Below are 23,220 nucleotides of genomic sequence, written 5' to 3'. Positions count from 1 at the left end.
GATTACTTTTGCAATCTGCCTACTTGAGTTGGGTCCAGACGTGGTGCTGGCTGCCGTCGGACAAGGTCGCCACCAGTTGCCAGATTCCGGCGGTCATGCCGGCGGCCTTGGTGTCGAGGTTAAAATGCCATTGGCTATCCGCCAGCCGGAACTGGTTGCCCGTCGTCGCCGCATCCTGCGGCGTGGCGTCGATCGGTGCGGCAGCAGTCGTGGCGTCGCTGTATTTGACGGCTTGCAGCCGGTGGATCCCAGTTAGCACCGGCGCGCCACCGCATGACGCCGTGAATTTTACTGGAATCGTGCTGCCGCTCTTGAAAGTCCGCACTGGGTTGCCAAAGCTGCCACCGGTGGCGTCGGCTCCACCAATGGGCGGCAGGAACCCGGCAAAACCCAGCACTGCCCGCGTTACGGTGAAGGAGCAGACGCTTTTCCCACTCGCGCCGGTCGCCGTGCAAGTGACCGTCGTGGTTCCCACCGGGAAGCCCGACCCGGACGGTTGCGAGTAGGCAATCGTCGGCGACGGATCACAATGGTCCGTCGCTGTGGCAGCGAACGTGACTGGCACCAACAGATCAAGACTACAGGGGAGGTTGATGTCCGCCGGGCAGGTGATTGTCGGACTCACCGTCGTGGGGTCATTTTGGGGATCGGGGTGGGAGATGACGGTATAGAACGTCGTCTGCGGGAACGTATCCGGCCCGGCCAACGGATTGTTCGCGCTGTTGACCTCCCCTTTGGCCGCGATGCAAATCTGCCGCGTGGTCATCGCCACACTCGGCCGGAAGGTGCGAATGCCATGGCACCCGTCCGGATCGTAATTCACAAACGGGAAGAACGACGCCGTCAGCGCGGTCAGCGTATCGGAGGAACTGTTGAAGGCGAACACCCGGGTAGCCACTTGGTACCGCAAGAAGCTCATGCCCGGTTCGACCTCGTACACCACACACACCCGGTCCAACGCATCCACCGCCAGATTCACCCGGTCAAGCGTGTTCACTTCCATCTCGCTCACCCGGCTTTGGGTCACAAACGCCCGCGTGCGCGAATCCCACACTCCCAACCGCACCACCTTGATCGGGTTTCCGAACCCATCCGTCTCATTCACCGCTCCAGCCAGGCACACGTAAGGACTGTTGATGTGCGCCCCAATCCGCTGACCATCGCCTCGTCCGGTGTCCCAGTCTATCCCGCTGTTGAGAATGTTGGCCACGCCCTGGCGGTTGCCTGCGTTGTCAAAGAAATACAGATTCTCATGCACGCGCACCGCAAAACCGCATCGGTACGCCGCCACGTTCGACCACAGGTCGTGATTCTCCACCACGAAGCTCTCTGTGACAACCGACCCGTCCGGAGCAAAAATCGTCGCCACGGTGGCATCACCCGGATTGCGCAGCCCGGATCGGTCATGCACGACCGACACGAAGTTCCCGTTGTCCAGCCCGGCCAATTCGCCGCCGAAGCGCGTGATCATCGCATCCGGTGGCGTCCCGCTGGCCAATCGCCCGTTGGCCGAGTCCTGCGCCTTGCACAACATGGTCTGCACCAAGTCCGTCGGGTCCAACGAGTAGATTTGAATCGTGCCATAGCGGCCCTCAGTGGGATCTGGCTCATCGCCTCTTGCATTAAGACCGGAACGGGCGAAGCCCAACGCCCAACGCCCATCCGACTGAAAACTCGTGTAATAGTGGGGCGAGGCTTCACCGCCGACAATGAAGTTAAGCGCACCAGGTCGCTTGTCGCCTGCGACGCGGCCGGGGTCGCCATGTTCCCGAGAACGGTTGATCTGGCTGCGGTAAGGGGTGCCATCGTCGGCAAAGAAGAAGTCACCCAGCCGGTGGCTGCCGCCGGCAACCGGTTGGAAGGCCAGCGCGAAGCGCTGCATCAGCATTCCGCTCGGACTGTCTGTGGCGGGGATCGCGAACGTGTTGGCTCCAATCAGAAAAGTATGCGTGCCCAAGACGCTGAGGTACGGCTCCCAGTCATTTAGATTCGGAACAGGGTTCGCGTTGTAGAGAATGGTGTCCGGTACTAGATGAGTCAGCCCTACCGACGCTACACCTTCGGGAATGAATCCGTCCGATGCGGTGGCGATAACGGTGACGGTAAACGAGCAATGGGTCTCATTTCCGGCGGCGTCCGTCGCGGTGCAATTGACGGTAGTTGTCCCGACCGGGAAGAAGGAACCGGATGGGGGCGAGCGGGAAATCGTCACACCTTGGCAGCCGCCGGAGAGACTGGCACCCACAAAATTGACTACCGGGCCACACTGTCCCTTGTTATCGCACACGGTGATGTTGCCGGGGCAAATGAGCGCGCAGGGATCGCCGCAAGCCGCTTGCACGTGGAAGGTGGCAGGGGTTTGGGACACCTCGAAGTCGTCGCCAGTGTCTCCGCCGAACGGATCTCCGCCCTGGAGAATATACGAATCCGAGAGGAGCGGTGCACCGCTTTCAAGTGATGGAGTTGCGTGAATGTCGCGGAAAACCCCCGAGTGGATGTCCTTGTCAAAAACTTGATAGCTGATGTCCAGACCCGCGGACTTTCCTATAATGGACAGAAGCAAACCGTTATCCGGCCCGTTGCACGCCTTGTTAAAACCGCCGTAATTGCTGCTCTCATCTCCGGCCTCCAGCCTGAAAGAAGCCCCTGGGGCCAAAACACAACCAGGTCCGGATGTGTCGTGAACCTCCTGGTGACCGTATTGTCCGAAGCCAGAAACGCCATCCAACCGCAATTCACCCACGAACTGTGAGGGTCCGTTGTTCTTGATGACGACGAAGCCACAATCTGGATTCGCACAATAGCCGGGCTGACCTGAACTGCTGCAACCGCCAAACTCATAACCCACTTTGACCTCGAGGTCGTAGTAGGCAGTGGTGGCGGTGACGGTGCTGGCGCTGAACATCAACTGCACCAACGCGGCGAACGACGTGAGACAAAACCAGTGGATTTTCGCATTGGGAGTTTTCATGAGTTTTCTATTTCTCTCTGGGTTACACGGATTACTTTTGCAATCTGCTTACTTGAGTTGGATCCAGACGTTGGGTTGGCTGCCGTCGGAAAAGGTCACGATGAGTTGCGAGGGCCTACACCCGTGCCGCGAGCGTCGAAGTTGAAGTGCCATTGCCCGTCGGTCACCCGGAACAGATTGGCCGAGCTGGCCGCACAGTTCATAAAGGTTTGGTGTTGGGGGGAGAGGTGTGTCTTGATGGGTCTTCATAGAACTTCGTTAGAAGTCCTTGGGATTTGTGACGAGTATGCTGCCCGTCGGTCGATTGTCAATCTGTTTATTCCACTTTTGTTCCACACCGGAATTGAAAACTCGGCAGCAATAGAAGGTCGGCCTGCTTCCCTCTACACTTCATCGCTTGGAACAAGGCCAGCAAAGTATCACTCCTCGAGCGCTTCGCCAGATTATGCGGCGTCTCAACTGCAAACTCGGTGATATTTGTTCAGAGGAACGTGATCTTAGCTTTACGCCGTTGGCATCACCCATAGTGCTACCGCCAATTCAGGACACCACCGAACTCTGATTAAATCCGTTCAAAATAACGAATGCGTTCCCAATCCGTCACCGCGTCGTTGAACGCCTGCGCTTCCAACCGCGCCGTGTGGACGCAAAAATCGACCACGTCATTGCCCAGCGCCGCCCGCGCAAGATAATTCCCAAACCACCGCCGACTGTTCGCCGAGCCAACCACTTCAAACCTGACGGGCTTGCCGGGTTCGAGCAATGAAACGGCCACATAGGCAGAAGACGAACGGTTCTACAGACTCCCTGGATTATAGGTTTGCCTGGATTCTCTTCGGATGGATTTGTTCGCGCGGCGCTTTGCGCAGGATCGGAGATGCTTCCACCCACTTGTGTAGCTGCGCGTCTTCCGAGAAGTGAGATAGGTTTTTTTCCAAAAATCAACTCCTTTGCTACGATTCATTTGCCTGTGCGAGCGCCGCTTCATAGACCGCCGCACTGAGCCAATAGGTCGTTCTTTGTTTCAGCAATTCCAACACCGGACGGAGTGCGGCGATTTTGCTCTCTGCCTTGGCCCGAAGCAGGACGCCAAGCGTTCCGGTGTAAGCAATTCCCAACGCCTGGGCGGCCCGGCAACCTTGGGCGTCATCCACCAACAACAGCGAATTGGGCAGCTCCAAGGCCAAGGCCAGCGCTTGCGTCTCGCCGGGTTGCAGGATGAAAGACAAGCCGAGGACCCGTCCGAGTTCACAGAGGAGTCAACGACGACCGCTGGCATAAGCACTGTCGTGGTCGAGGTCGCTCAACGAGTAGGGCATGGGAACTTGGCGCTGCCGGAGGAGGTCCTCGAATGTCCAACGATTCATACCTGCCAACTCCGCAGCGCGACCCGGCGGCAGTTGGCCTTGACGATACAAAGCGATGGCCAGTTCAAGGCGCAACTGTGCTTCGGCCGCATCAGGTTCGGTTTGCAGCCGCTGCGCAAAGTCATCCGGAATTTCCAGCGTAACGCTCATGGGAATATTTTAACCCTTTCTGTCTGCCTGGCAATGCGCAATGTCCGGCAGGAGAACGACCTCATTTCAAGAGCAGTTCATTGAAGACATCGTCGTCCGCGTTGTCCCATATCCTGGTCAAGGATTCCTCGGAAAGCTTCAGCCAGGCCTCGCGCTCGGTGTCGCCCGATTCGATCGTCACGCGCACCGGAGATTTTTCAGGCAACGACAGCGGTCGCGGCAGTAGTATTTTGCCGTTTTGGTAAATGGCCTCAATGCTGGTTGTCACGTTCGGACACTAAGTTCTTTGTGCCGTGTTTGCAAGTTCGCATTCCGCTTCGCAATTCCGCCGGGTGCATCCGGGCACTGCCCCCGTAGCGCAGGCGTCCCCGCCTGCGGGTTCTGGCCGCGTCTCGCGGCCAAGCCCGGTCCACGGGGCGCGGACGCCCCGCGAACCCGCAGCCGAGGACGGCTGCGCTACGCGCGCGGGGCGGTGCCCGAAGGCGTCCCAATTCCCCCGGATTTTTGCACAGACTCCTTGTGTGCTTAAATCCGTTCGAAATATCGAATGCGTTCCCAATCCGTCACCTCATCATTGAACGCTTGCGCTTCCCACCGCGCCGTGTGGACGTAGAAATCGACCACGTCATCGCCCAGCGCCGCGCCGCTTCTCCGCTCAACGTTGGGTGGCAGGGGTCGTTTACCTCGGTAGTTGGCAGGGGAGCATTATATCACATTCACCGTCAAACAAAGTATGAAAGCGAATCTCAAATCGGTTTTATTCGCCTGTGTAGGCTTTTGCGTCGGATTCACCGTTTGCTGTATCTTTTTCGTTCCCACTGTCGAGCAGCAGCGGGCGTTGGCGAGTAAGCCGCCTCTCCAGATAGTTGCTTCCCCTGTTGCTGGCGCTCCTCTGTCGCCGAAGCTCGAGCCAAAGCTTCCTGAGTGGCAACCGTACCCAATTTTTCCGACGCTGCCACCCAAGCTTGCACGCCCGCAAGAGTGAAGTTTAATGAAGCGAGATGAGTATGAAACGAGAGGCGTCGCCCCGTTATGACAATACTGATTAACTGCAAACCCCGGCCTTATTTCTGTCACGCCGACCCATACACCAGGAGATTACATCACATAAGCATTGGCTTTTTAGTGGGGCTTTTCGCTCTTACGGGGTGCAGGAGAGAGCCCGCGGTTCGCCCTGCCGTACCGATTCTGCCGGGCGCAACGAACAGCCTCGTCATTCACTTACAGGAAGGTTTTTATCAAGGCCGCGAGGCAGTCATCGCGGTTGATGGAAGGGAGGTTTACAGAGGCAGGCCGAAAACCAGAGCAGTGCTCGGATTCGCAGAGGCTTCAACTGTCTCAGCTACTTCAGTCCATCCAATCGTGACCTTCACGATGCCCAGCAAGCGGATTAGTTGGTCGAAGCAGATTGATCTGAACGCCGGTGCCACCCTCGGAATTTCCTTGACCAAGAACGGTCGGGTCGAGGTTCGACAAGCAGAAGGATTTGGTTATGATTAGCGACAACATTGGTCGAGCGCCGCCCCTCCGTTCCTCCACCTAAATCCGTTCAAAATATCGGATACGTTCCCAATCCGTGACCGCGTCGTTAAAGGCCTGGGCCTCCAACCGCGCCGTGTGGACGTAAAAATCGACCACCTCATCACTCAGCGCCGCCCGCGCGACTCGACTGCGATCCAGAAGGTCGGTCGCATCGCGCAAAGATTTCGGCAGACTTTTTAGTTTGGGATCGATGTACGCGTTTCCTTCATAGACCTCGCCGCAATCCAATCCTTCCGCCACACCGGCCATGCCGGCGACCAAGGTGGCCGCAAACGCCAGGTATGGATTTGCGTCGGCGCCCGGCATGCGGTTCTCGATGCGGAACGAATTGCCGTGGCCGACGACGCGAAAGCCCACGGTGCGATTGTCATGCGCCCAGGCCATCTTGGTGGGCGCCCAACTGGCCGATTGGTAGCGTTTGTAGGCGTTGATCGTTGGCGCAAAGAAGTAACAAAGCTCCGGCGAATATTTCATCAGCCCGCCAAGAAACTGGCGGTAGAATTTCGAGCCAGCGCCGCGTTTGTCGTCCCAGAAAAGATTTTTGCCGCCCTGCCAGAGGCTGACGTGGATGTGACAACTGTTGCCGGCGTCCTGCGCGGAATACTTGGGCATGAACGTCACGGCCTTTCCGTGTTGTTGGGCGATTTCCTTGACGCCGTGCTTGAAGACCACGTGCATGTCGGCCATCGGCAGCGGCTGGTCGTAAATGAAATTGATCTCGTGTTGACCTCGTCCCCATTCGCCCTTGCTCGATTCCACCGGCACGCGGGCAACGGCCATTTGATTGCGAACCGCGCGCATGATCGGCTCGTCCTGCGTCGGCTGCTGGATGTGATAATCAATTCGATAATCACTCGACGGCGGCAGGATTTGATAATGCGAAGCGAACGCATCGTGGTAGGAAGTGTTGAACAGGAAGAACTCCAGTTCGCCGGCGATGTAACAAGTGAGCTTCCTCTTTGAAATGGCGTCAAGCTGCCGTCGCAACACTGAGCGCGGCGCTTCCGCCACGAACTTGCCGTCGTGATGGAGGAAATCGCACAGGACCAGCGCGGTGCCCAGTTGCCAGGGGAGCACGCGCAACGTGGACATGTCGGGCCGCATCTCGAAATCGCCGAAGCCTTTGTCCCAGTTGGCCAGCTTGAAGCCATCCATCGGGTCCATTTCGATATTGACCGTCAGCAAGTAATTGCAGCCGTGTGTGCTGCTTTTCACGACATGGTCGCGAAAGAATTGTCCGGTGAATCGTTTGCCCACCAGACGGCCAAAGACATCGGGGCAGGCAACGATCACCGTGTCAATCGTGCCGCTTTTGATTTTGAATTTGAGAGTCTGAAGGTTCATAATACGTGAAATGTGATGCGTAAAACGTGAGAGGTTAGATTGGCTCAGGGCATGGGAATAATCTCTAGCAGTTCGTCACCTTTTTCCGCACCATCCGAGGATGGTAATTTCGGAACGGAAGGGTACTGCGGAGATTCCTCGTGTAAAGTTTGTCCACGTTGATCTGGCACCATGGTCAGAAGAAGTTTGATGATCTGAGTAAACAACCGCATTCGGTGCTCGGCCACTTCCTGGCCGAGCACATGGCGTCCTTTGAAATACCATCCTCTGGATTCACGCGCCGAGCCAAGACCGTACTCATAGAACCGTGCCCGATCTCTACCCGTGCCTCGCGAATAGCCTTCCTCCAAATCTGCGCTGACAGCTCCTACTGAACGATAAAGCTGGTCGGCCAGACTGATGGTTCGCTTATCGCTCAAGAGCTTGGTTGCATCACTCCACCCCAAATCCGCCGCGAACAGCGCCAGTCGGTACGCCTCCGATTTCCACACGGAATCGCCCTTAATCTCTGCCGCCACCGTCTGTTCCCACTGGCTAAAGTTCATGACTCACTCCTCACGTTTCACGTTTCACGTATCATTCCCCCACGTAAACATTTTTCAATTCCGTGTAACCCTCCATCGCGTTCATGCCGAGATCGCGACCGATGCCGCTGGTCTTGAATCCGCCGAACGGCGCTTCGACGTGGACGCTGCTGTGCGAGTTCACGCTCAATACGCCGCTCTGGACCGCGCGACTTACGCGCAACGCACGGCGCAGATCATTCGTCCAAAGCGATCCGCTCAAACCGTAGGGCGACGCATTCACTTCTTGCAGCATCTGCGTCTCGTCATCGAATGGTGTGATGCAAACCACGGGACCAAAAATCTCCTCGTGCCAGCAACGGTCGGTCTTGCCCACGTCGAGCAACACTGTTGGTTCAAGGTAGTAACCTTTGGAATTTGGCCGCGCTCCGCCGCAGGCGAACTGGCTGCCGTGTTTGCGGGCATCGACAAGAAACTCTTCCACGGTTGTTCGTTGTCCCGCGGAAACGAGCGGACCGAGTTGCGTTTCGGGCTTGGCGGGATCACCAACCTTCAGCTTTCGTGTGGCGGCGACGAATGCTTCCACGAAGGGATCGTAGATGCTTCGCTCCACAAACATGCGGCTGCGTGCACAACAATCCTGCCCTGTGTTGGCGAACACACTCATCGGCGAGCTTTCGGCAGCACGCTGCCAATCGGCGTCGGCAAAAACGATGTTGGGCGACTTGCCGCCGAGTTCGAGCGAGATGCGCTTGAGATCGCGCGAAGCTAGTTCCATGACGCGGCGGCCGATCTCCGTCGAGCCGGTGAACGAAACCTTGCGAATCAACGGATGAGTGACGAGCGCGTCGCCGATGGTCGAGCCGCTGCCCGGCAGAACCTGCAACACGCCCGGTGGCAAACCGGCGGCATGAGCCAGTTCGCCGAGCTTGAGCGCCGTGAGCGGAGAAAGTGAGGCGGGCTTGAGCACGACGCAGTTACCCGCCGCCAGTGCCGGCGCAACCTTCCAAGAACCGATGGGGAAGGGAAAGTTCCAAGGCACGATTGCCGCGATCACGCCCATCGGCTGATGCAAAGTAAAATCAAATCCGCCGCGCGACACGGGAATGGTCTGCCCGTAGAACTTGGTCACGGCACCGGCGTAAAATTCAAACACTCGCGCACCCAATCCGGCTTCATCGCGAGCGTCAGAGATTGGCTTGCCAATGTTCAATGTCTCCAACTGCGCGATCTCCTCCAGATTTTCCCGCAGCTTGCGGGCGACGTTGAAAAGAATTTCAGTTCGTTTGCCGGGCGCAAGGTCGCGCCAACCGGATTCCCAAGCGCGCTGGGCGGATTCCACGGCGGCATTAAGATCGCCCAGATCAGCAGCGGCGACCTCGGTGAAGGTTTGTTCGGTGGCGGGGTTGACCAACGTCGTGCGCCGACCAGAGGCGGAATTCTGGTAACTACCATCGAGAAAAAGCTGCGTCGGAACATTCATTGTGCGGAATGTGATACGCTGCCGGTGCGGTTCAGGTCAAGTTCAGCCGCGCCTTGCTTCACAGCACTTGCTCATAGAGCTGACGGAAGTCCTTCGCGGTCACTGGCACTGCATTTGTCTTGTGGCAGGGATCGTCCACCGCCTGAGCTACAAGCGCGTCAAGTTGTTCCGCCTTCACCCCGTGGTCACGCAATCGCGCGTCGAGGCCAATACCGGCGAGGAATTTCTTAATGAACTCAATCGTCGCTCGATCTGCTTCGGCATCGCTGCTCTTGACGACGTCCAACCCGCACGCGATTCCGACGCGGCGATAAAGCCCTGGCTTGCGCTCCGCGCAGAACGTCATGCCGGCGACAAGGCAAAGCGCATTCGCCAGCCCATGATGCATTCCGCATATCGTGGACAGCGGGTGCGCCAGCGAGTGGACAACGCCCAAATCCTTCTGAAAAGCTACTGCGCCCATCGCCGCCGCTACGAGCATTTTGCCGCGCGCATCGAGATCGTTGCCGTCGCGATAGGCGCGCGGAAGGGCGTCCATGATCAAATGGATTCCTTCCAGCGCGACGCCGTCGCACATCGGATGAAACACGGGACAGGTGAACGATTCGATGCAATGTGTCAACGCATCAGCGCCAGTCGCCGCCGTCAACTTGGGTGGCAGTCCACGCGTCAATTCCGGATCGAGAATGACCAGCTTCGCGAGCAACGCTGGGTGGAACAAAACCGCCTTGCGTTTGGTGGCGGACATCGTAATCACGGAACTCCGTCCAACCTCACTGCCAGTTCCCGCCGTTGTCGGAATGCAAACGCACGGCGCGAGATTGTTCCAATCGTCCTGATAGTTGAACTTTTCTAGCTTGAGGTCGGGTCGCTTGACCAACAAACGGACTGCCTTGCCAACATCAAGCGCGCTGCCACCGCCGAACGCAATCACACCATCACAACTCGCGTCTCGATATGCCGCCGCGCCTTCCACTACATCATTCTCCACCGGATTCGGATGCACGCCGCTGAAGAGAAACCAGGATTGGCCCTGCGCCTTCTCACCCAACGTGTGTTTCAACAGATTGAACGCTTCCGTTTGCACCACGCCAGGATCAGTGACGACGAGCGGGCGAGTGACGTTCATCTGGCGGAGGCGCGAGGAAAGCTCCGCGATGGCGCCGACGCCGAAGAGCGTTGTGGTTGGAAAAGAAAAAGTGATGAGTGGTTGGCTCATGGGATGAAGTGGTTAACAAAATTTTCCAGAACTTTCGTGGCTTGCGGCGCGGGTCGCAGGGAAGCAAGGCGTTGATCGAGATCGAAGCTGACTTTTTTCCGCCAGGCTTCGAGCCGGCCGCTCCAGATGAATCGCATTGTGTCGGGGTCGCTTTCCGGATGAAACTGGACGCCCATCAACAACCCGTTTTGTTGGAAAGCCTGGACCTCGGTGAAGCGTCCGGTCGCCAGCAACTCACATTGCGGCGGCAACGTCAGCACCGCGTCTGCGTGGCTGTTGAGCACATCGAATCGTTTTGGAAAACCGGCGAAGAGCGGAAAGTCCGCACCGGCAGGCGTGAGGTCGATCGGCGTGTTGCCCAGTTCCAATCCTTGCGGATGGCGTCCGACTTGGCCGCCGAGCGCGCGACCCATCACCTGATGCCCATAACAAACGCCCAGCACCGGAATCTTTCGCTCGGCGCATTCATGGATGAGGTTACAAAGTTTTTCATTTACCGGATCGTCGTTCCAGGCGTCGCGCGGCGAGCCGCTGATGATGACGCCATCGGTTTCGTTCCGGACGGTCTCCATGAATTCATCTTCAGCATCGACGACGGTTTGCGAAACGGCTGGAAGATGTTTGAGCCAGCGACCAAACCAGTGTCCGACATCGCAGCAAGGATTGTCCTTCGAGTATGCGTCCGACCATTTGACGGCGTTGATCAGGAGCACTCGTTTAGGCTTGAGGCTGGTTTTTCGGTATGCAACCACGGGTGCAAAAGGTTTCAAAGCAGGGCAGTGAAGTCGAGTGAAATGCGCGGAAGCTGACCGACTAGCTCATGGAACGACCTATGCGTTTCAGGGCTTGCCGATGGATACCGGCCCGCTCTCAGCCCGGATAGTCACGAGTTGGTTGATGGTCATTGGCTCGTTGTAGTTGCCGGTTCGCACATGAACAACGTCGGCTGGGCCGGCGGCATTCAAGCCCTGGCTCACCGTGAGGTACGGGCCAATGCCTGGGAAGACGCAAGACGCCAGGCCTGCCGGATTTGGGCAGGTGCTGGATTTGTCAACGTAAAGGTTCGCGCCCGGCCCGGCAATTTCGACCGCGGCGCACGCGTGATACAGGTTCAAACGATCGGAATAATTCCATCCCAGGTTGATGGCAGCCTGACGGAGCGCCTGATACAGCTCAGTCCAGCCGGCACCCGAGGTGAGCAGATTGACCTGCACTTCATAATACAAATCCGCTATCCGGGTGATGCCCATGCCGTAAACTGACTGTCCGTTGAACGCATCGCCGTCGGTCAGCAGATAGCAGAGTTTGTTGTTAACGCCGCTGTTCTCGTGAACGCCGCCATTGTCGTAGGTGTTGCTCGGTGGTTGGTAAAGCGGGCTGCCGAGGCGATCCGGATTGTTGTATTGAGGCGGGTTTTTCATACTGCGCAGCGTCGCGAGCGCCAACTCCTCGCCGATGAGCCAGCGAACGTCTGGTGTGTCCGCCCCGTGACCGTTGGTCAAATCAACAAACTCACCCCACACATCGGAGAACGATTCGTTGATGGCGCCGGAGGCGTTGGTATAAATCAATCCGGATTCCGAGGCTGTCACCAGATGAGTGAATTCATGTGCGACGATGTCGTCCACAGCCCAGCCGTCGCCGAAATGCAGTTCCCGATCAAACGAGTCTGCTTCCGCATTGTTCCAAGGGCATTGAAGGCAGCTCTGGCAGTAGGTGACGACCGCGCGGTTGGTTGCTCCCAAACCGTCGAAGCCGTCCCGCCCATGATTCACGAGGTAGAAATTGTAGGTGTCGCCCAAGTACGTGTACGCGCTGTCTGCATCGGCGATGCCGGAGGGCGGCTGGCCTTCAAGCCGCACGAGCGACTCGCTCGAGCTACAACTGTTGGTACTCATGGAGACGATGGAGTACTGAAGAATTTGGCGATACAAAGCGGATGGCGTCAAAGTCCACAGGCGCACAATGTCCCCGCGCGCCGCGTCCACCAAAACTCGATAGCGGAATTTCTTCGGCGCGGTGGCGGAAACTTCCAGGTCCCACACGAGTTGAGATTCGCCGGATTCGTCGAGCACTGCCGGCGCGAAGATTGCAAGCTGCGGCGTGCTGGTCTGGATTTGCGTGGGCGCAGCTTGCGCGATGAATGCTTCCTTTGCCTTCGCAACCGCGGCGTCGGCTGACAGTCGCGGTTGCGTCTCAGTGCGCCCGTTGTTGGCAAGCGAATCCTCCGGCTCGAAATCGCCGAGCACAGCTTCCACCTCGTTCTGCAAATTGAGTTGCACGACCGCTTCTGCGGCCACGACAGGGATGCCGTGATACAACTCCTGCAACCGCACGTATTGACGGGCGGTGCTTTGTCGCGCGCGCTCCTCGCGAAAGTCAATCGCCAGCGGCGACACGCCAAACAACGATCCGTTGGTCAGCAGGAAATCGCGTGCGATGGCTGACGGTGGTTGGGCCGCTGCCCCAGGTTGCGCCGGAAAATGGTATGAAGGCGGCGCGCTGATGGACTTCAAGAATCCCCGCGGTGAGATTGAGAAGCTTGCGGGAACTGTCGCCGGGGGCACCGCGGCCGCGGAGCGGGCTTGTGCCGGGACGACCTGGCTCGCAAGCTTGGCGAAATCCTCTGTCGTTGGCGCGCCGAGCGTTCTCACCGTGAAAAAAACCATCGCAATGAAAGAAAACACGCAAGCGCGGCGCACGATGCTGACAGCGGTTGGTTCTTTCAGTCGTACTAACCATCGAAGCATTTGGCGTTTGCGTTTCATTGCTTGCCGACTGTTGCCGGGCCGCCGATAGCCACAATTGTCAAAGATTTCTTGATCGTAAGCGTTTCAGAGCTGGTGCCGTTTCCTTTGATCAGAATTGAACCGCCGGAAGAAACTGCATTTGTTCCTTGAGCGAGCGTGCTGAAAGGAAAGTCGTAAGTGCCGAACTGGAAAAAGCCGCTGTAATTGAAATCAACCCAGACGGGTCCGGCAAATGAAACCGGATCCGAACTGATGCCGTTGGCTACTGCGACCAGCGAAAAGGTGCCACCTCCGCCCTGAAACACGGCGGCGGGCAGCGCGAATCTCGTGCTGACGACGCGGTTGCCAGTCATCACGCCGGTGCTGGACCAGTTGTAAGTGCGCGCGTAATAAACGTTGCCGCTGCCGTCGGTCAGTCGCACGAGCGGATAATTGCTGTTCATCTGCGCGTTGTCGCCGTACGCGGCGCCGGCGGAGATTCCGTTCAGGCCAGTGCCCGTCAGAAGATACGAGCCGTCGGCGTTGGCGCTGATGGTGTTGATGACCGGTTTGCCGGCGGCCAGGGGACAGCAGGTCGGCTGGTAAACATGGAGCTGGCTGGTCGTGTCGCTGAACAACACGGTTCCATCGGGCAGATCCAGGAGGGAGATGCGGTTGGCGCCCTTGCTGTCCGTCAGACCGCCGGTGGGACTGTTGACCTGTGTGAACGAGTTGGCGACATAATCATATTCATAAAAATACGACGGCCCACTGTTGTTGCTGCCAAAGGTATGAACGACGCACAGGATTTTGCCGTTCGCCAGCATGGCGGCCGGGGCGTCCTGGGTTACCAGCCCGTTGGGAATGTTGGCTCCGGATGCCCATGTGCCCGCATTCGTCGTGCCCGACGGAGTGTAGAGAGCGGTTCTTCCGCTGGCACCCAGGAAAAATGCCTTGCCGTTGGGCAGGAGGAGAGCGGCTCCGATTTCAACGTTGGACCACACTTGTGAATTCGGCGGCACCGGGGCATCTGCAATCCACTGGTTCAGCGCGGGGATGTACCGCTCGGTCGTGTTGGCGTTGCGATCAATTGTCAAAATACTGTCGTCGGGCAGCTTGATCCAGGTGGCCTCGTCCTGCGAGGCGAGGCACGGCGACCCAAGCGACCAACTGTTGGCCGTGGGATCGTAGATCATATTCGTAAATGGAGGAGTGAAGACGTAGGTGTTCGGGAACACCAACAATCTGCCGTCTGGAAGCAACTCGGAACATCCGTCGCGGATAATCGGCGCTGGCGAGGCCAGAGGCGTTGTCCAGAAGTTGGCGACCGGGTCGTACACCTCGGCGTGATTTGTTCCAGTGCCATATTCACCACCGGCCACCACGACTCTTCCGTCCGGCAACACGAACGATTCGTAGAACACGTGACTCATGTGGCTCGGCGCAATCGTCGTCCAACTACCGTTGGTGTAACCGCCTTGATTCCCCGGCGTCAGCCGATACCAGATCATGGTGTTGGGGAGTGTATCGTCAGCGTGCTGAACCATGACGGTGCCGTCAGACAGCAACAACATGTGGGCGCCCCCGGCCGGCGCATTGGTGGCCACCGGCGTCCACGTGCCCACCGCCGCGGCGGTGTGGCAATGAATCAACAGTGCAAGGCCCGCCACGATCAACACCTTGTTCTTTGGCGTGGAGCGCGGGCTAACTATTTGAATCTTCATGGCGAAAGAGAGATTGAATTCATGATTCTGAAAATTCCGCCGGGTGCGTGAAGGTCATTGCAGCGTGACCAACACCAGGACCAGTCCTTTGCCCGCCGGCAATCCGGTCATCGCCTTGCCGAGAATCGCTCCCTGCGCCAGAACATGGTCAGTCACTTTCATGGCGTGACCCGGCGTGTCGGATGTCGTCAGCAAATCGCCCGGCTTGATCGCGCCGTTTGAAGTGTCGGCCTGGACATAGACGCGACCGGAGAGTGCTACGGGCTGATCGCCCTCCAGGACGCCGTGTTGCTGCAGATTCAGTCCGGTGTTGATACCACCCGCGCCGCTGATGACACCCGCCACGTGTCGGTCGTAGGGCTGTGTGCCAAGCTTCAGGTGTCCGGGATTTTCCTCATCAATGACGACCACCGCGCCTTTGGGCAGATTTTCCTCGGACATCTTGAACGGTTCGGCGATGTCCGCGCCTCCAGTGATGGTCAGCACTTTGGTGGAGAGCGTTCCTTGTGGCGAAATGGTTACGACATCGCCGTTGCCATCGCTAAAGAAACGAAGCGTGTTCGTGGTGTTGACGCCCGTTCCAACCGCGATGTCCCAGAGCGGCCGCGTGCCGGTCTGTAACCGGACCCGGGCGAACCCGGAATCGGAAGGATCTCTGACCTCCAGTTGTGGTTTGTTGAAGGGCGATGCGAAGTTGATCCGCACGGCCCCGTCAAACTGACCAGCATAGCCGGAACTGGAGTTGGCATACACCGCCTGACCGCCCGTGCTCGTGGCATAAACCCCATAGGCGCCACCGTTGAAATGGCCCCCCTGACCATTGGCACTTTTCCCCCAGATTCCGTAGGCGGCGCTGCCGATGTCCGCCGTGCCGATGACGCCGTTGCCGTTATTGAAAGTGGATACTGCGTTGACGCCGTTGACCCCTGACGCTGTGGCTGTCAGCGCGTCAACTCCTGACGCGTTAATCGTCAGGCCGCCGGTCATCGTATCGCCGGCCTTGAGCACGAACGCGGTCGAGTCCAAACCGTCCAGCAGGTCGGCATTCAAGTTCCTGACCAAACTCGAACTGCCCACGTTGAACGGCGGGCCGCTGGCTGCGTTGAAACTGGGCGTGCCTGTGAACGTCGGACTGATTCCGCTCTTCAGGTCCGCCGCCAGTCCGGCAAAGACGGCGTAAGGCGCAGCGTCAATTCGTTGCCGCGGCAACAGGACGGAAAACACTGGCGCAGTATTACTGCGCACCAACACCTGCAACCAGCGCGGGTCGCCGGTAAAAATGCCTGGCCCGAAGTCGAGCCTAGATGTGAACAGGCCGTTCGAGACTGCAACGCCGAAATCATTCTGCGGCGAGCCAAGCAGGCCGTTGGTGGTGGCGTCATTGTGCAGTTCGTAACGGAGATCGTACGTGCCGTTGGCCGGGCTGCCATTGTCATTGAGGCGGCCTTGATAGGTGAACGCCGTGCCTTGGGCGAGGACGGTTGAGAGTTGAGGGTTGAGGGTCGAGAAGAGCAACGCTGCGAGTGCGAGGATGGATTTGTTTTTCATAACAAGTTTTCTTTCAGATGATGATGAGCGACGAGTTTTTCCAAAGCCATGTCCACCACGGTGAGGAGGACCGACAGCTTGAAAACAAGCAGGGGAGTTTTCATAAACAGAACTTGCTTGAGATTCACGATGGCAAATTCCCTTCGGGAACAAGTAAATGAGAAGGCAAGGATCAAGGAAAAGCAAGGCGATTCCCGGCCCTCCTCGGGTGGCGTGATTTGGCGGCGGCAGTCCCGGTTACGGATGCTTCAGACGATAGAACCGATTGCCGATAGGCGGGGAGATGATGACTTCGAGATTCGGCCCGTTGGTGATCGGCGACGTGCCAACATTTGTCCAGTTGGTCGTGCCGATAACTGGATTCTCCTGCAGCACGAAGCCCGTCGATGGCCAAGGCCAGGAGAGAACCACGTTGGTGGCGTTGGAGCGGGTGATGGTCAACAGCGGCGCGCCGGGCGTTTGCACGGTGGCGAGGATGGACCAGAACCCGCCGTCCACGGAATAATTCCCGCCGCTCATGGTCGGGCCGGCGTCGGGTTGACCGATGGTGCCGCTGACGGAATAGACGCTGCCAGTGCTCGTGCCGCCGCCGCCGTCAATCGTGAACCAGTCGATGGAGTAACTCTGGCTAGCTGCCCGCAGGCAAAAGGCAGCTTGAACGAAGATCAGACAAAGCGCCCGGGCCCGGTAAGGCCAGCGTTCCAGTCCATGGTCCGCGCTGAATTGTCTGCGACCGTTCCTTGAGGTGACCGATTGCATTGCCCAAAGCAGTGATGATTCAACGCGCTCCACCAGAGACCTTCGGCTCGATCTGGAAGTCTGGGGTTTGTGTTTTTGGAAGTCTTTCAGATTTTTCATGATGCACCTCGTTTTGATTCGTGGATGACGGGAGCGGTCATTGCGAGTTCGGCGCGTCAGCGCGGGCCGATGGCGATGAAATTAAACTGGTTGTCCGTGGCAGTGCCGGCGGAGTCGCGAGTCCAGATCCCCGTCGAACTCGTGCTGACAGAGGTGCAGGTCGCCATCCGGTCAATGCCCGATTGCGCCGTCACTGTTACAGCCGGCATGTCCGAGAAGGCGGGGCTGAACGTGACCGTGAAGAAACCAGTCGGACCTTTCGTGACCGTGAAACCTTGCCCGGCGAGAATGGTGCCCGCTGCGTTCACCACGCCGCGAATGATGCGCAGATTTTCCTGACCGCCGGGCGCAAAGTACTGGCCGCTGGAACCCAGCCGGATATCGCCGCGGACGTGCAATTTCGACTGCGGTGAATTGGTGCCGATGCCGACGTTGCCGAAAGTGCCTCCCTGAATGGTGAAGACCTCGTTGCCGTTCGGCGCGTCCAGGAAGGCAAACCGGCTGCTGGTGTCGGGCAAATGCAAGCGAAATTGGAAACCTGTGAAACCAAGACCGGCCTCGGACCCGTAGGAGTCATACAACAGCAACTTGCTGGCGGCTTGATCGCCACCCAAGGAGAGCCGGGCGTTCGGTGTGACCGTGCCGATCCCCACGCGCTGCGAAGCATCCCAAGACAGCACAACGTGCGATCCGTTGGTTGTCGTTCCCAGCCCGCCGCCCGCGTAACCGAACAAGATCGGGCCGTCGGGCGCAGGGGAGGAGAAGTCACCAAAGCTCTTGTTGGTGCCATACCAGCCCAAGCCGTTATTGCGATCAAGCCCGCCGCGAAACCAAAGATTACCGTCATCCAATCTCAAGTCGCCGCCGAACGTCGCTTCGCCAAAAGCGTGGATCTCGCCATTGATTTGCAGGCTGCCGTTGAAGGTGTTGTCTGAATCGAGCCAGGCCACGGGCGACTCCGCGCGCCTCCGCAATGCCAAAGCGTGGCGAGCGCAGGAGCCGGCGCCCAGCATAAATACATTGTTCAAACCCGGCGGCACATCCGCCTCGCCCAACCCGCTGCCCCCCCAACCCACGACCATGCCATCGCTCTTCAACACCAGGCTGTGATAGACGCCCGCCACGACCGCGACCACGTTGCTCAAGCCCGGTGGCACCAGAGACTGGCCATAATCAACGCTGCTTCCCGGATCGTTGGTTTGTCCCGCTCCCCAAGCGACGACGGTGCCATCCGCCTTCAGGGCGAGGCTGTGCACGCCGCCTGCGGCAATGGCCACGACATTGGACAAGCCCGGCGGCACCAGCGACTGGCCGAAATCTTGACCCGTTCCCGGATCGTTGGTTTGTCCCGCTCCCCACGCGACCACCGTTCCGTTGGACTTCAAGACCAGACTGTGAAGGAGGCCCGCAGACACGGCCATCACATTGCTCAAGCCTGGCGGAATGGACAACTGGCCATTGCTATTGGTCCCCCAACCGACGAGCGTTCCGTCGGTTTTCAACGCCAGCGTGTGATAGGCCCCGGCTGAAACTGCGGTCACGTTACTCAAGGTCACGGGCACATTCGTCTGGCCATAATCATTCCAACCCCAAGCAACGACCGTGCCGTTGGATTTCAAGGCCAGGCTGTGCAGGTAACCGGCCGCAACCGCCTTCGCGTTGTTCAAACCGGGGGGTATGATGGACTGGCCGAAATCAACGCCAGCACTTGGATTATTGGTTGCTCCTGCCCCCCAAGCCGCCACTGTTCCGTCGGCTCTCAAGGCCAGGCTGTGCGCTATCCCAGGGGCCACGGCCACGACATTGTCCAGGTTCGCGGGCACTTCCCGCTGACCGAACTGAGTGTCACCCCAAGTGGTGATGGAAACACCGGTCAGCGGTGCCACCAACGCGCTCGCCGACAAATTGCTCAACGCGCCGCCGTTGCCGCTGAAGGCGCCGGTGAGATTCACACCCGTTTCATTGTTCGTCACCAAGGCGCTGGGCAACTGCGCCAGCCCCAGCGTACCGGTGATGTTTGCGGCCGCAACCGAGTTGGCGCTTGCCGCCACGCCAGCCGTGGCCGCGTTGGCCGAATGAATTGCATACGGCGCGGAAGTGAGTGGCTGCCGTGGCGTCAACGTGGTGAACGGTCCGATGCTCGTGCGCACTTGAAGCTGCAACCAGCGGTCCGCCCCGGCGTTGAACGGCCCGTCGCCGAAGTCCAGCGGCAGGACAAACAGGCCATTGGTCACCGCCACAATCACCGAGAGCGGGTTGTTCGTGCCGAGCTGCGAGCCGCCGCTCAAGGCGTCCCAGAGCGTGGGCTGGAATTCGGCGTTGCCGCTGAACGCACTTCCTCCTGCATCGAGGCGGCCTTGATATGTGATGGTCGTGCCCTGCGCGAAGGCGGTTGAGAAGTGAGGGCTTAGGGCTGAGAACAACAGACCGGTGATGCAGAGGATGGTGTTGGTTTTCCTTGTCCAGTCTTCTTTAGGATGAAGAAGCACAGCGAGTGTTTCAAAAACCCTCTGCTGCACGGTGAGCGACGTCAGTCTGATGAATGCGCATCGTGGATATTTCATAAACAGAACATGGTTAAGATTTGCAATGGTTGATTTCCCTCGGGAACACTCGTATGACACCGCGAGCCTCCTGGGAAAGCAAGTCAATTTCCGGATCCAATCCCGTGGGGACTGCGGAATGTCTTTTCGATGATTTAATTTTGCGCTGGAATCTTTCCGGCTCTAGTCTTTGACTTTCAAATTATGGAAACGATTCCACTGGGCACGAGTTCACTACGCACCAGCCGCCTGGCTTACGGCTGCTGGCGAATCGCCGGCACCTGGACGCCGTCCGAGGTCACACCCGAAAGCGAGGCGGCGGGTCGCTGCGCAGTGATCGCGGCTTACGAGGCGGGTTACACGCTGTTCGATACGGCGGATGTTTATTCCATCGGCGTATCGGAACGGATGTTGGGGGAAGCCCTCAAACAAGTTTCCGGGATGCGGGAGCGGGTGGTGATTGCGACGAAGGGCGGGATACGTGTTCCCGGCGAGCCGAATCCCGATTCACCGCAGCGTTATGATTTTTCCGAGCAACATATCGTCTCGGCTTGTGAGCAGTCGTTGCAGCGGCTCGGAGTGGACACGATTGATCTCTACCAACTGCATCGCCCGGATTATCTGGCCAACCCGGAAGAGATCGCGAGTGCCTTTGCACGATTGAAACAGACGGGCAAGGTGCGTTATTTCGGCGTCAGCAATTTTCGTCCGTCGCTGGTGACTGCTCTTCAGGTCGCCTGCCCGATGCCGCTCATTGTCAATCAGGTTGAGATCAGTCTGGCCAAACTGGATTGCTTTACCGACGGCACGCTCGACCAATGCCTGATTGAAAAAATGACGCCACTGGCGTGGAGTCCGCTGGCGGGAGGTTATTTGGGTGACGGAGCGAAACGTGTGTTGCCCTCACAACAGAAGTATCGGACGGCGACGATTGTCGCCGTGCTGGATAAGATCGCGGCAGCGAGGGGTGTCAGCCCGACGGCTGTGGCATTGGCGTGGTTGATGAAACATCCGAGCAGGATTGTGCCGATCATTGGTTCAACCAATCCGGCGCGAATTCGTGAGGCAGCAAAGTCGGCGGACTTCGAACTGACGCGCGAGGAATGGTATCACCTGCTGGCCGCGGCGCAGGGTGGGCCGGTGCCCTGAAAAGAAAATCCGAAATCCGAAGCTCGAAATCCGAAACAAATCCAAATGACGAAATCCGAAATCCGAAACAAAAACACGCGGACTCAAACACTGGGTCCGGTTGCAGGTGACTCCGGCCTGGCCGTTGTCGGGTTTTGGATTTTTGGCGTTCGAATTTCGGATTTGTTTCGGACTTCGGATTTCGGATTTCGAGTATCGCCATAGCTTTTCTCGCCAAGTGCCAAACACTTCTAAAGTCCCCGCCGACCTCGGCTACCGGATGCCGGCGGAATGGGAAAGGCACGCGAGCACGTGGTTCACTTGGCCGCGTCGCGATGGAATCAGTTTTCCGGACAAGTATGACAGCGTCCCGCCAGTTTACGCGGAGTTGATTCGGCATCTCGTTCAAGTTGAAGAGGTGAACATCAACGTTTGGGATGCGGAGATGGAACGTGTGGTGCGCGGATTGTTGAGCCAATATAAGACGCCACTTGATCGTGTCCGCTTTCACCAGTTCCCCGCTTATGAACCGTGGTGTCGCGATCACGGCCCGATTTTTCTCGTGCGGGAACAAAACGGAAAACGCGAGCGGGCGATCGTCGATTGGGGCTACAATGCCTGGGGCAACAAGTATCCACCGTTTGATCTCGACGACGCGGTTCCGCAACACGTCGCGAAATTGCGCCAGCTTCCGCTCTTCTCGCCGTCGATGGTTTTGGAGGGCGGCTCGATTGAAGTGAATGGTCGCGGCACTTTATTGACCACCGAGGCTTGTTTGTTGAATCCCAACCGCAATCCGGATTTGACAAAACGTCAGATCGAAAGATGTCTGTGCGACTATCTCGGTGTAACGAAAGTGCTTTGGCTGGGCGAAGGCATTGTGGGCGATGATACCGATGGACACATCGACGATCTGGCGCGTTTTGTGAACCCGGAAACGGTTGTGACGGTGATGGAACAGGATCCCGCCGATGCAAACCACCAAATCCTGCAAGACAATTTGCAACGCTTGCGCACCCTGTGCGATCAGGACGGCGAAGCGTTTCGGATTGTTACATTGCCGATGCCCGGTGTCGTCGAACATCAGGGGCAACGATTGCCCGCGAGCTACGCGAATTTCTACATTGCCAACGAAATTGTTCTCGTGCCGACGTATCGCCACACCAACGACGCAAAGGCGCTGGCAATTTTGCAAAAGGAATTCCGTGACCGGCGTGTGATGGGTATCGATTCGACGGAGTTGATCTGGGGACTCGGCGCGTTCCATTGCATCAGCCAGCAGGAGCCGGGGTAAGGAATGGGCTGATGGAGTTCTGGAGTATTGGAGAATTGGGAGCGATGGATCGGACGGACTTTCCAACAGCTCATGACGCCCTAACCTCAGGAGCATCGTTTTTATGAGGCTTGGTGGTTGAATAAATGCAATCTTGTTTGTGATGCCTGAGCCGCCTCAAAACATTCGCGCGTTCCTCGCCGTGCCGCTGCCGCCGGAGGTGCTGGCGCGACTGAAAGTGTTGCAACGAGAGCTCGGCGAGTCGATTGAAGATGTTGCTTGGACACGGCCGGAGTCGGTGCATTTGACGATTCGTTTTTTCGGCAATGTTCCCCACGCGCGCCTCGCAGCATTGCAACAGACCATCCGCCAGGTGTGCGCGGAGGTCGCCCCATGTCAGCTTCGTGCCGAAAAGACGGGCTGTTTCGGCGGGCGGGTGATCTGGGTGGGCTTGGCGGGCGACCTGAAACACTTGGAAGCCTTGGCCGCGCACATCAGCGATGCGACGCGCGGATTCGGTGATCACAATGAGCAGCGGGCGTTTCGACCGCATCTGACCATCGGCCGCGTCAAGCCGCGGCACGCGAAGAGCGCATTCCTCGCGGAGAAACTATCCACCTGGGCGAACAGAGAATTTGGCGGGTGGGCAATGGCGCATCTGGAGTTGATGCGGAGCGAGCTTTCGCCGCAAGGGGCGCGTTACTCATGCCTGGACCGGATTCCGTTGGAAGGAAAGGGCATCGGGGAACGGTGAAACGGGCGCGTGTGCCGGACTTTACATCAATCGACGGTGTCAGGTTTTGGCGAATCAGGGATG

Annotated in this window: 18 protein-coding genes; 3 read left to right on the top strand and 15 right to left on the bottom strand. The window is 58.2% G+C overall.

Translation table 11 applies throughout. The features are described 5' to 3' along the window. Window positions 1–19: 19 nt before the first annotated feature. From HY298_23120 to HY298_23050, 15 genes are all read right to left on the bottom strand, one after another. The gene (locus HY298_23120) at window positions 20–2,971 is read right to left on the bottom strand and encodes an HYR domain-containing protein (GenBank protein MBI3853153.1); all 2,952 of its coding nucleotides are present in this window, start codon (window positions 2,969–2,971) and stop codon (window positions 20–22) included. Window positions 2,972–3,533: 562 nt separating this feature from the next. After that, complete coding sequence (locus HY298_23115; GenBank protein ID MBI3853152.1) at window positions 3,534–3,746, bottom strand: hypothetical protein; 213 nt, start codon at window positions 3,744–3,746, stop codon at window positions 3,534–3,536. 178 nt (window positions 3,747–3,924) lie between these two features. Then, window positions 3,925–4,200 carry a DUF3368 domain-containing protein gene (locus HY298_23110; GenBank protein MBI3853151.1) on the bottom strand — a complete coding sequence of 92 codons (276 nt, stop codon included), beginning with the start codon at window positions 4,198–4,200 and terminating at the stop codon, window positions 3,925–3,927. 30 nt (window positions 4,201–4,230) lie between these two features. Then, on the bottom strand, window positions 4,231–4,488 hold the full coding sequence (locus tag HY298_23105) for a UPF0175 family protein (protein MBI3853150.1): 258 nt from the start codon (window positions 4,486–4,488) through the stop codon (window positions 4,231–4,233). Between the two features lie 61 nt (window positions 4,489–4,549). Next, the gene (locus HY298_23100; protein ID MBI3853149.1) at window positions 4,550–4,756 is read right to left on the bottom strand and encodes an antitoxin family protein; all 207 of its coding nucleotides are present in this window, start codon (window positions 4,754–4,756) and stop codon (window positions 4,550–4,552) included. A 1,271-nt stretch (window positions 4,757–6,027) separates the two neighbouring features. Then, the gene (locus HY298_23095; protein ID MBI3853148.1) at window positions 6,028–7,374 is read right to left on the bottom strand and encodes a glutamine synthetase; all 1,347 of its coding nucleotides are present in this window, start codon (window positions 7,372–7,374) and stop codon (window positions 6,028–6,030) included. Window positions 7,375–7,418: 44 nt separating this feature from the next. After that, window positions 7,419–7,919: a four helix bundle protein gene (locus HY298_23090; GenBank protein ID MBI3853147.1), complete on the bottom strand. Its 501-nt coding sequence runs from the start codon at window positions 7,917–7,919 to the stop codon at window positions 7,419–7,421. Between the two features lie 31 nt (window positions 7,920–7,950). Beyond that, entirely contained in the window at window positions 7,951–9,381 is a 1,431-nt protein-coding gene (locus HY298_23085; GenBank protein ID MBI3853146.1) for an aldehyde dehydrogenase, read from the bottom strand. Between the two features lie 58 nt (window positions 9,382–9,439). Beyond that, entirely contained in the window at window positions 9,440–10,600 is a 1,161-nt protein-coding gene (locus tag HY298_23080) for an iron-containing alcohol dehydrogenase (protein ID MBI3853145.1), read from the bottom strand. Beyond that, window positions 10,597–11,352 (bottom strand): type 1 glutamine amidotransferase, encoded by a 756-nt coding sequence (locus tag HY298_23075; GenBank protein MBI3853144.1) that lies wholly within the window; start codon window positions 11,350–11,352, stop codon window positions 10,597–10,599. The genes HY298_23080 and HY298_23075 overlap by 4 nt, the downstream gene beginning before the upstream one ends. An 87-nt stretch (window positions 11,353–11,439) precedes the next feature. Further along, window positions 11,440–13,368, bottom strand: a complete 1,929-nt coding sequence (locus tag HY298_23070; GenBank protein ID MBI3853143.1) for a M4 family metallopeptidase — start codon at window positions 13,366–13,368, stop codon at window positions 11,440–11,442. Next, on the bottom strand, window positions 13,365–15,053 hold the full coding sequence (locus tag HY298_23065) for a hypothetical protein (GenBank protein ID MBI3853142.1): 1,689 nt from the start codon (window positions 15,051–15,053) through the stop codon (window positions 13,365–13,367). The genes HY298_23070 and HY298_23065 overlap by 4 nt, the downstream gene beginning before the upstream one ends. A 54-nt stretch (window positions 15,054–15,107) precedes the next feature. Beyond that, window positions 15,108–16,601: a hypothetical protein gene (locus HY298_23060; protein ID MBI3853141.1), complete on the bottom strand. Its 1,494-nt coding sequence runs from the start codon at window positions 16,599–16,601 to the stop codon at window positions 15,108–15,110. 237 nt (window positions 16,602–16,838) lie between these two features. Beyond that, window positions 16,839–17,459, bottom strand: coding sequence for a hypothetical protein (locus HY298_23055; protein ID MBI3853140.1), 621 nt, complete (start codon window positions 17,457–17,459; stop codon window positions 16,839–16,841). 56 nt (window positions 17,460–17,515) lie between these two features. Next, window positions 17,516–20,023, bottom strand: a complete 2,508-nt coding sequence (locus HY298_23050; protein ID MBI3853139.1) for a hypothetical protein — start codon at window positions 20,021–20,023, stop codon at window positions 17,516–17,518. 183 nt (window positions 20,024–20,206) lie between these two features. On the opposite strand from HY298_23050, the gene HY298_23045 reads away from it, so the two are divergent. The 3 genes from HY298_23045 to thpR all read left to right on the top strand — a co-directional run bounded on the left by HY298_23045 (window position 20,207) and on the right by thpR (window position 23,157). Then, a complete protein-coding gene (locus tag HY298_23045; protein MBI3853138.1) occupies window positions 20,207–21,151 on the top strand; it encodes an aldo/keto reductase in 945 nt (314 codons plus the stop codon). A gap of 259 nt (window positions 21,152–21,410) precedes the next feature. Further along, window positions 21,411–22,424: an agmatine deiminase family protein gene (locus HY298_23040; GenBank protein MBI3853137.1), complete on the top strand. Its 1,014-nt coding sequence runs from the start codon at window positions 21,411–21,413 to the stop codon at window positions 22,422–22,424. 142 nt (window positions 22,425–22,566) lie between these two features. Beyond that, window positions 22,567–23,157 carry an RNA 2',3'-cyclic phosphodiesterase gene (gene thpR / locus HY298_23035; protein MBI3853136.1) on the top strand — a complete coding sequence of 197 codons (591 nt, stop codon included), beginning with the start codon at window positions 22,567–22,569 and terminating at the stop codon, window positions 23,155–23,157. Window positions 23,158–23,220: the final 63 nt, after the last annotated feature.

The organism is Verrucomicrobiota bacterium (genome assembly GCA_016200005.1).
GTDB lineage: Bacteria > Verrucomicrobiota > Verrucomicrobiia > Limisphaerales > PALSA-1396 > PALSA-1396.
This window is presented reverse-complemented; position numbering and strand designations above follow the sequence as displayed.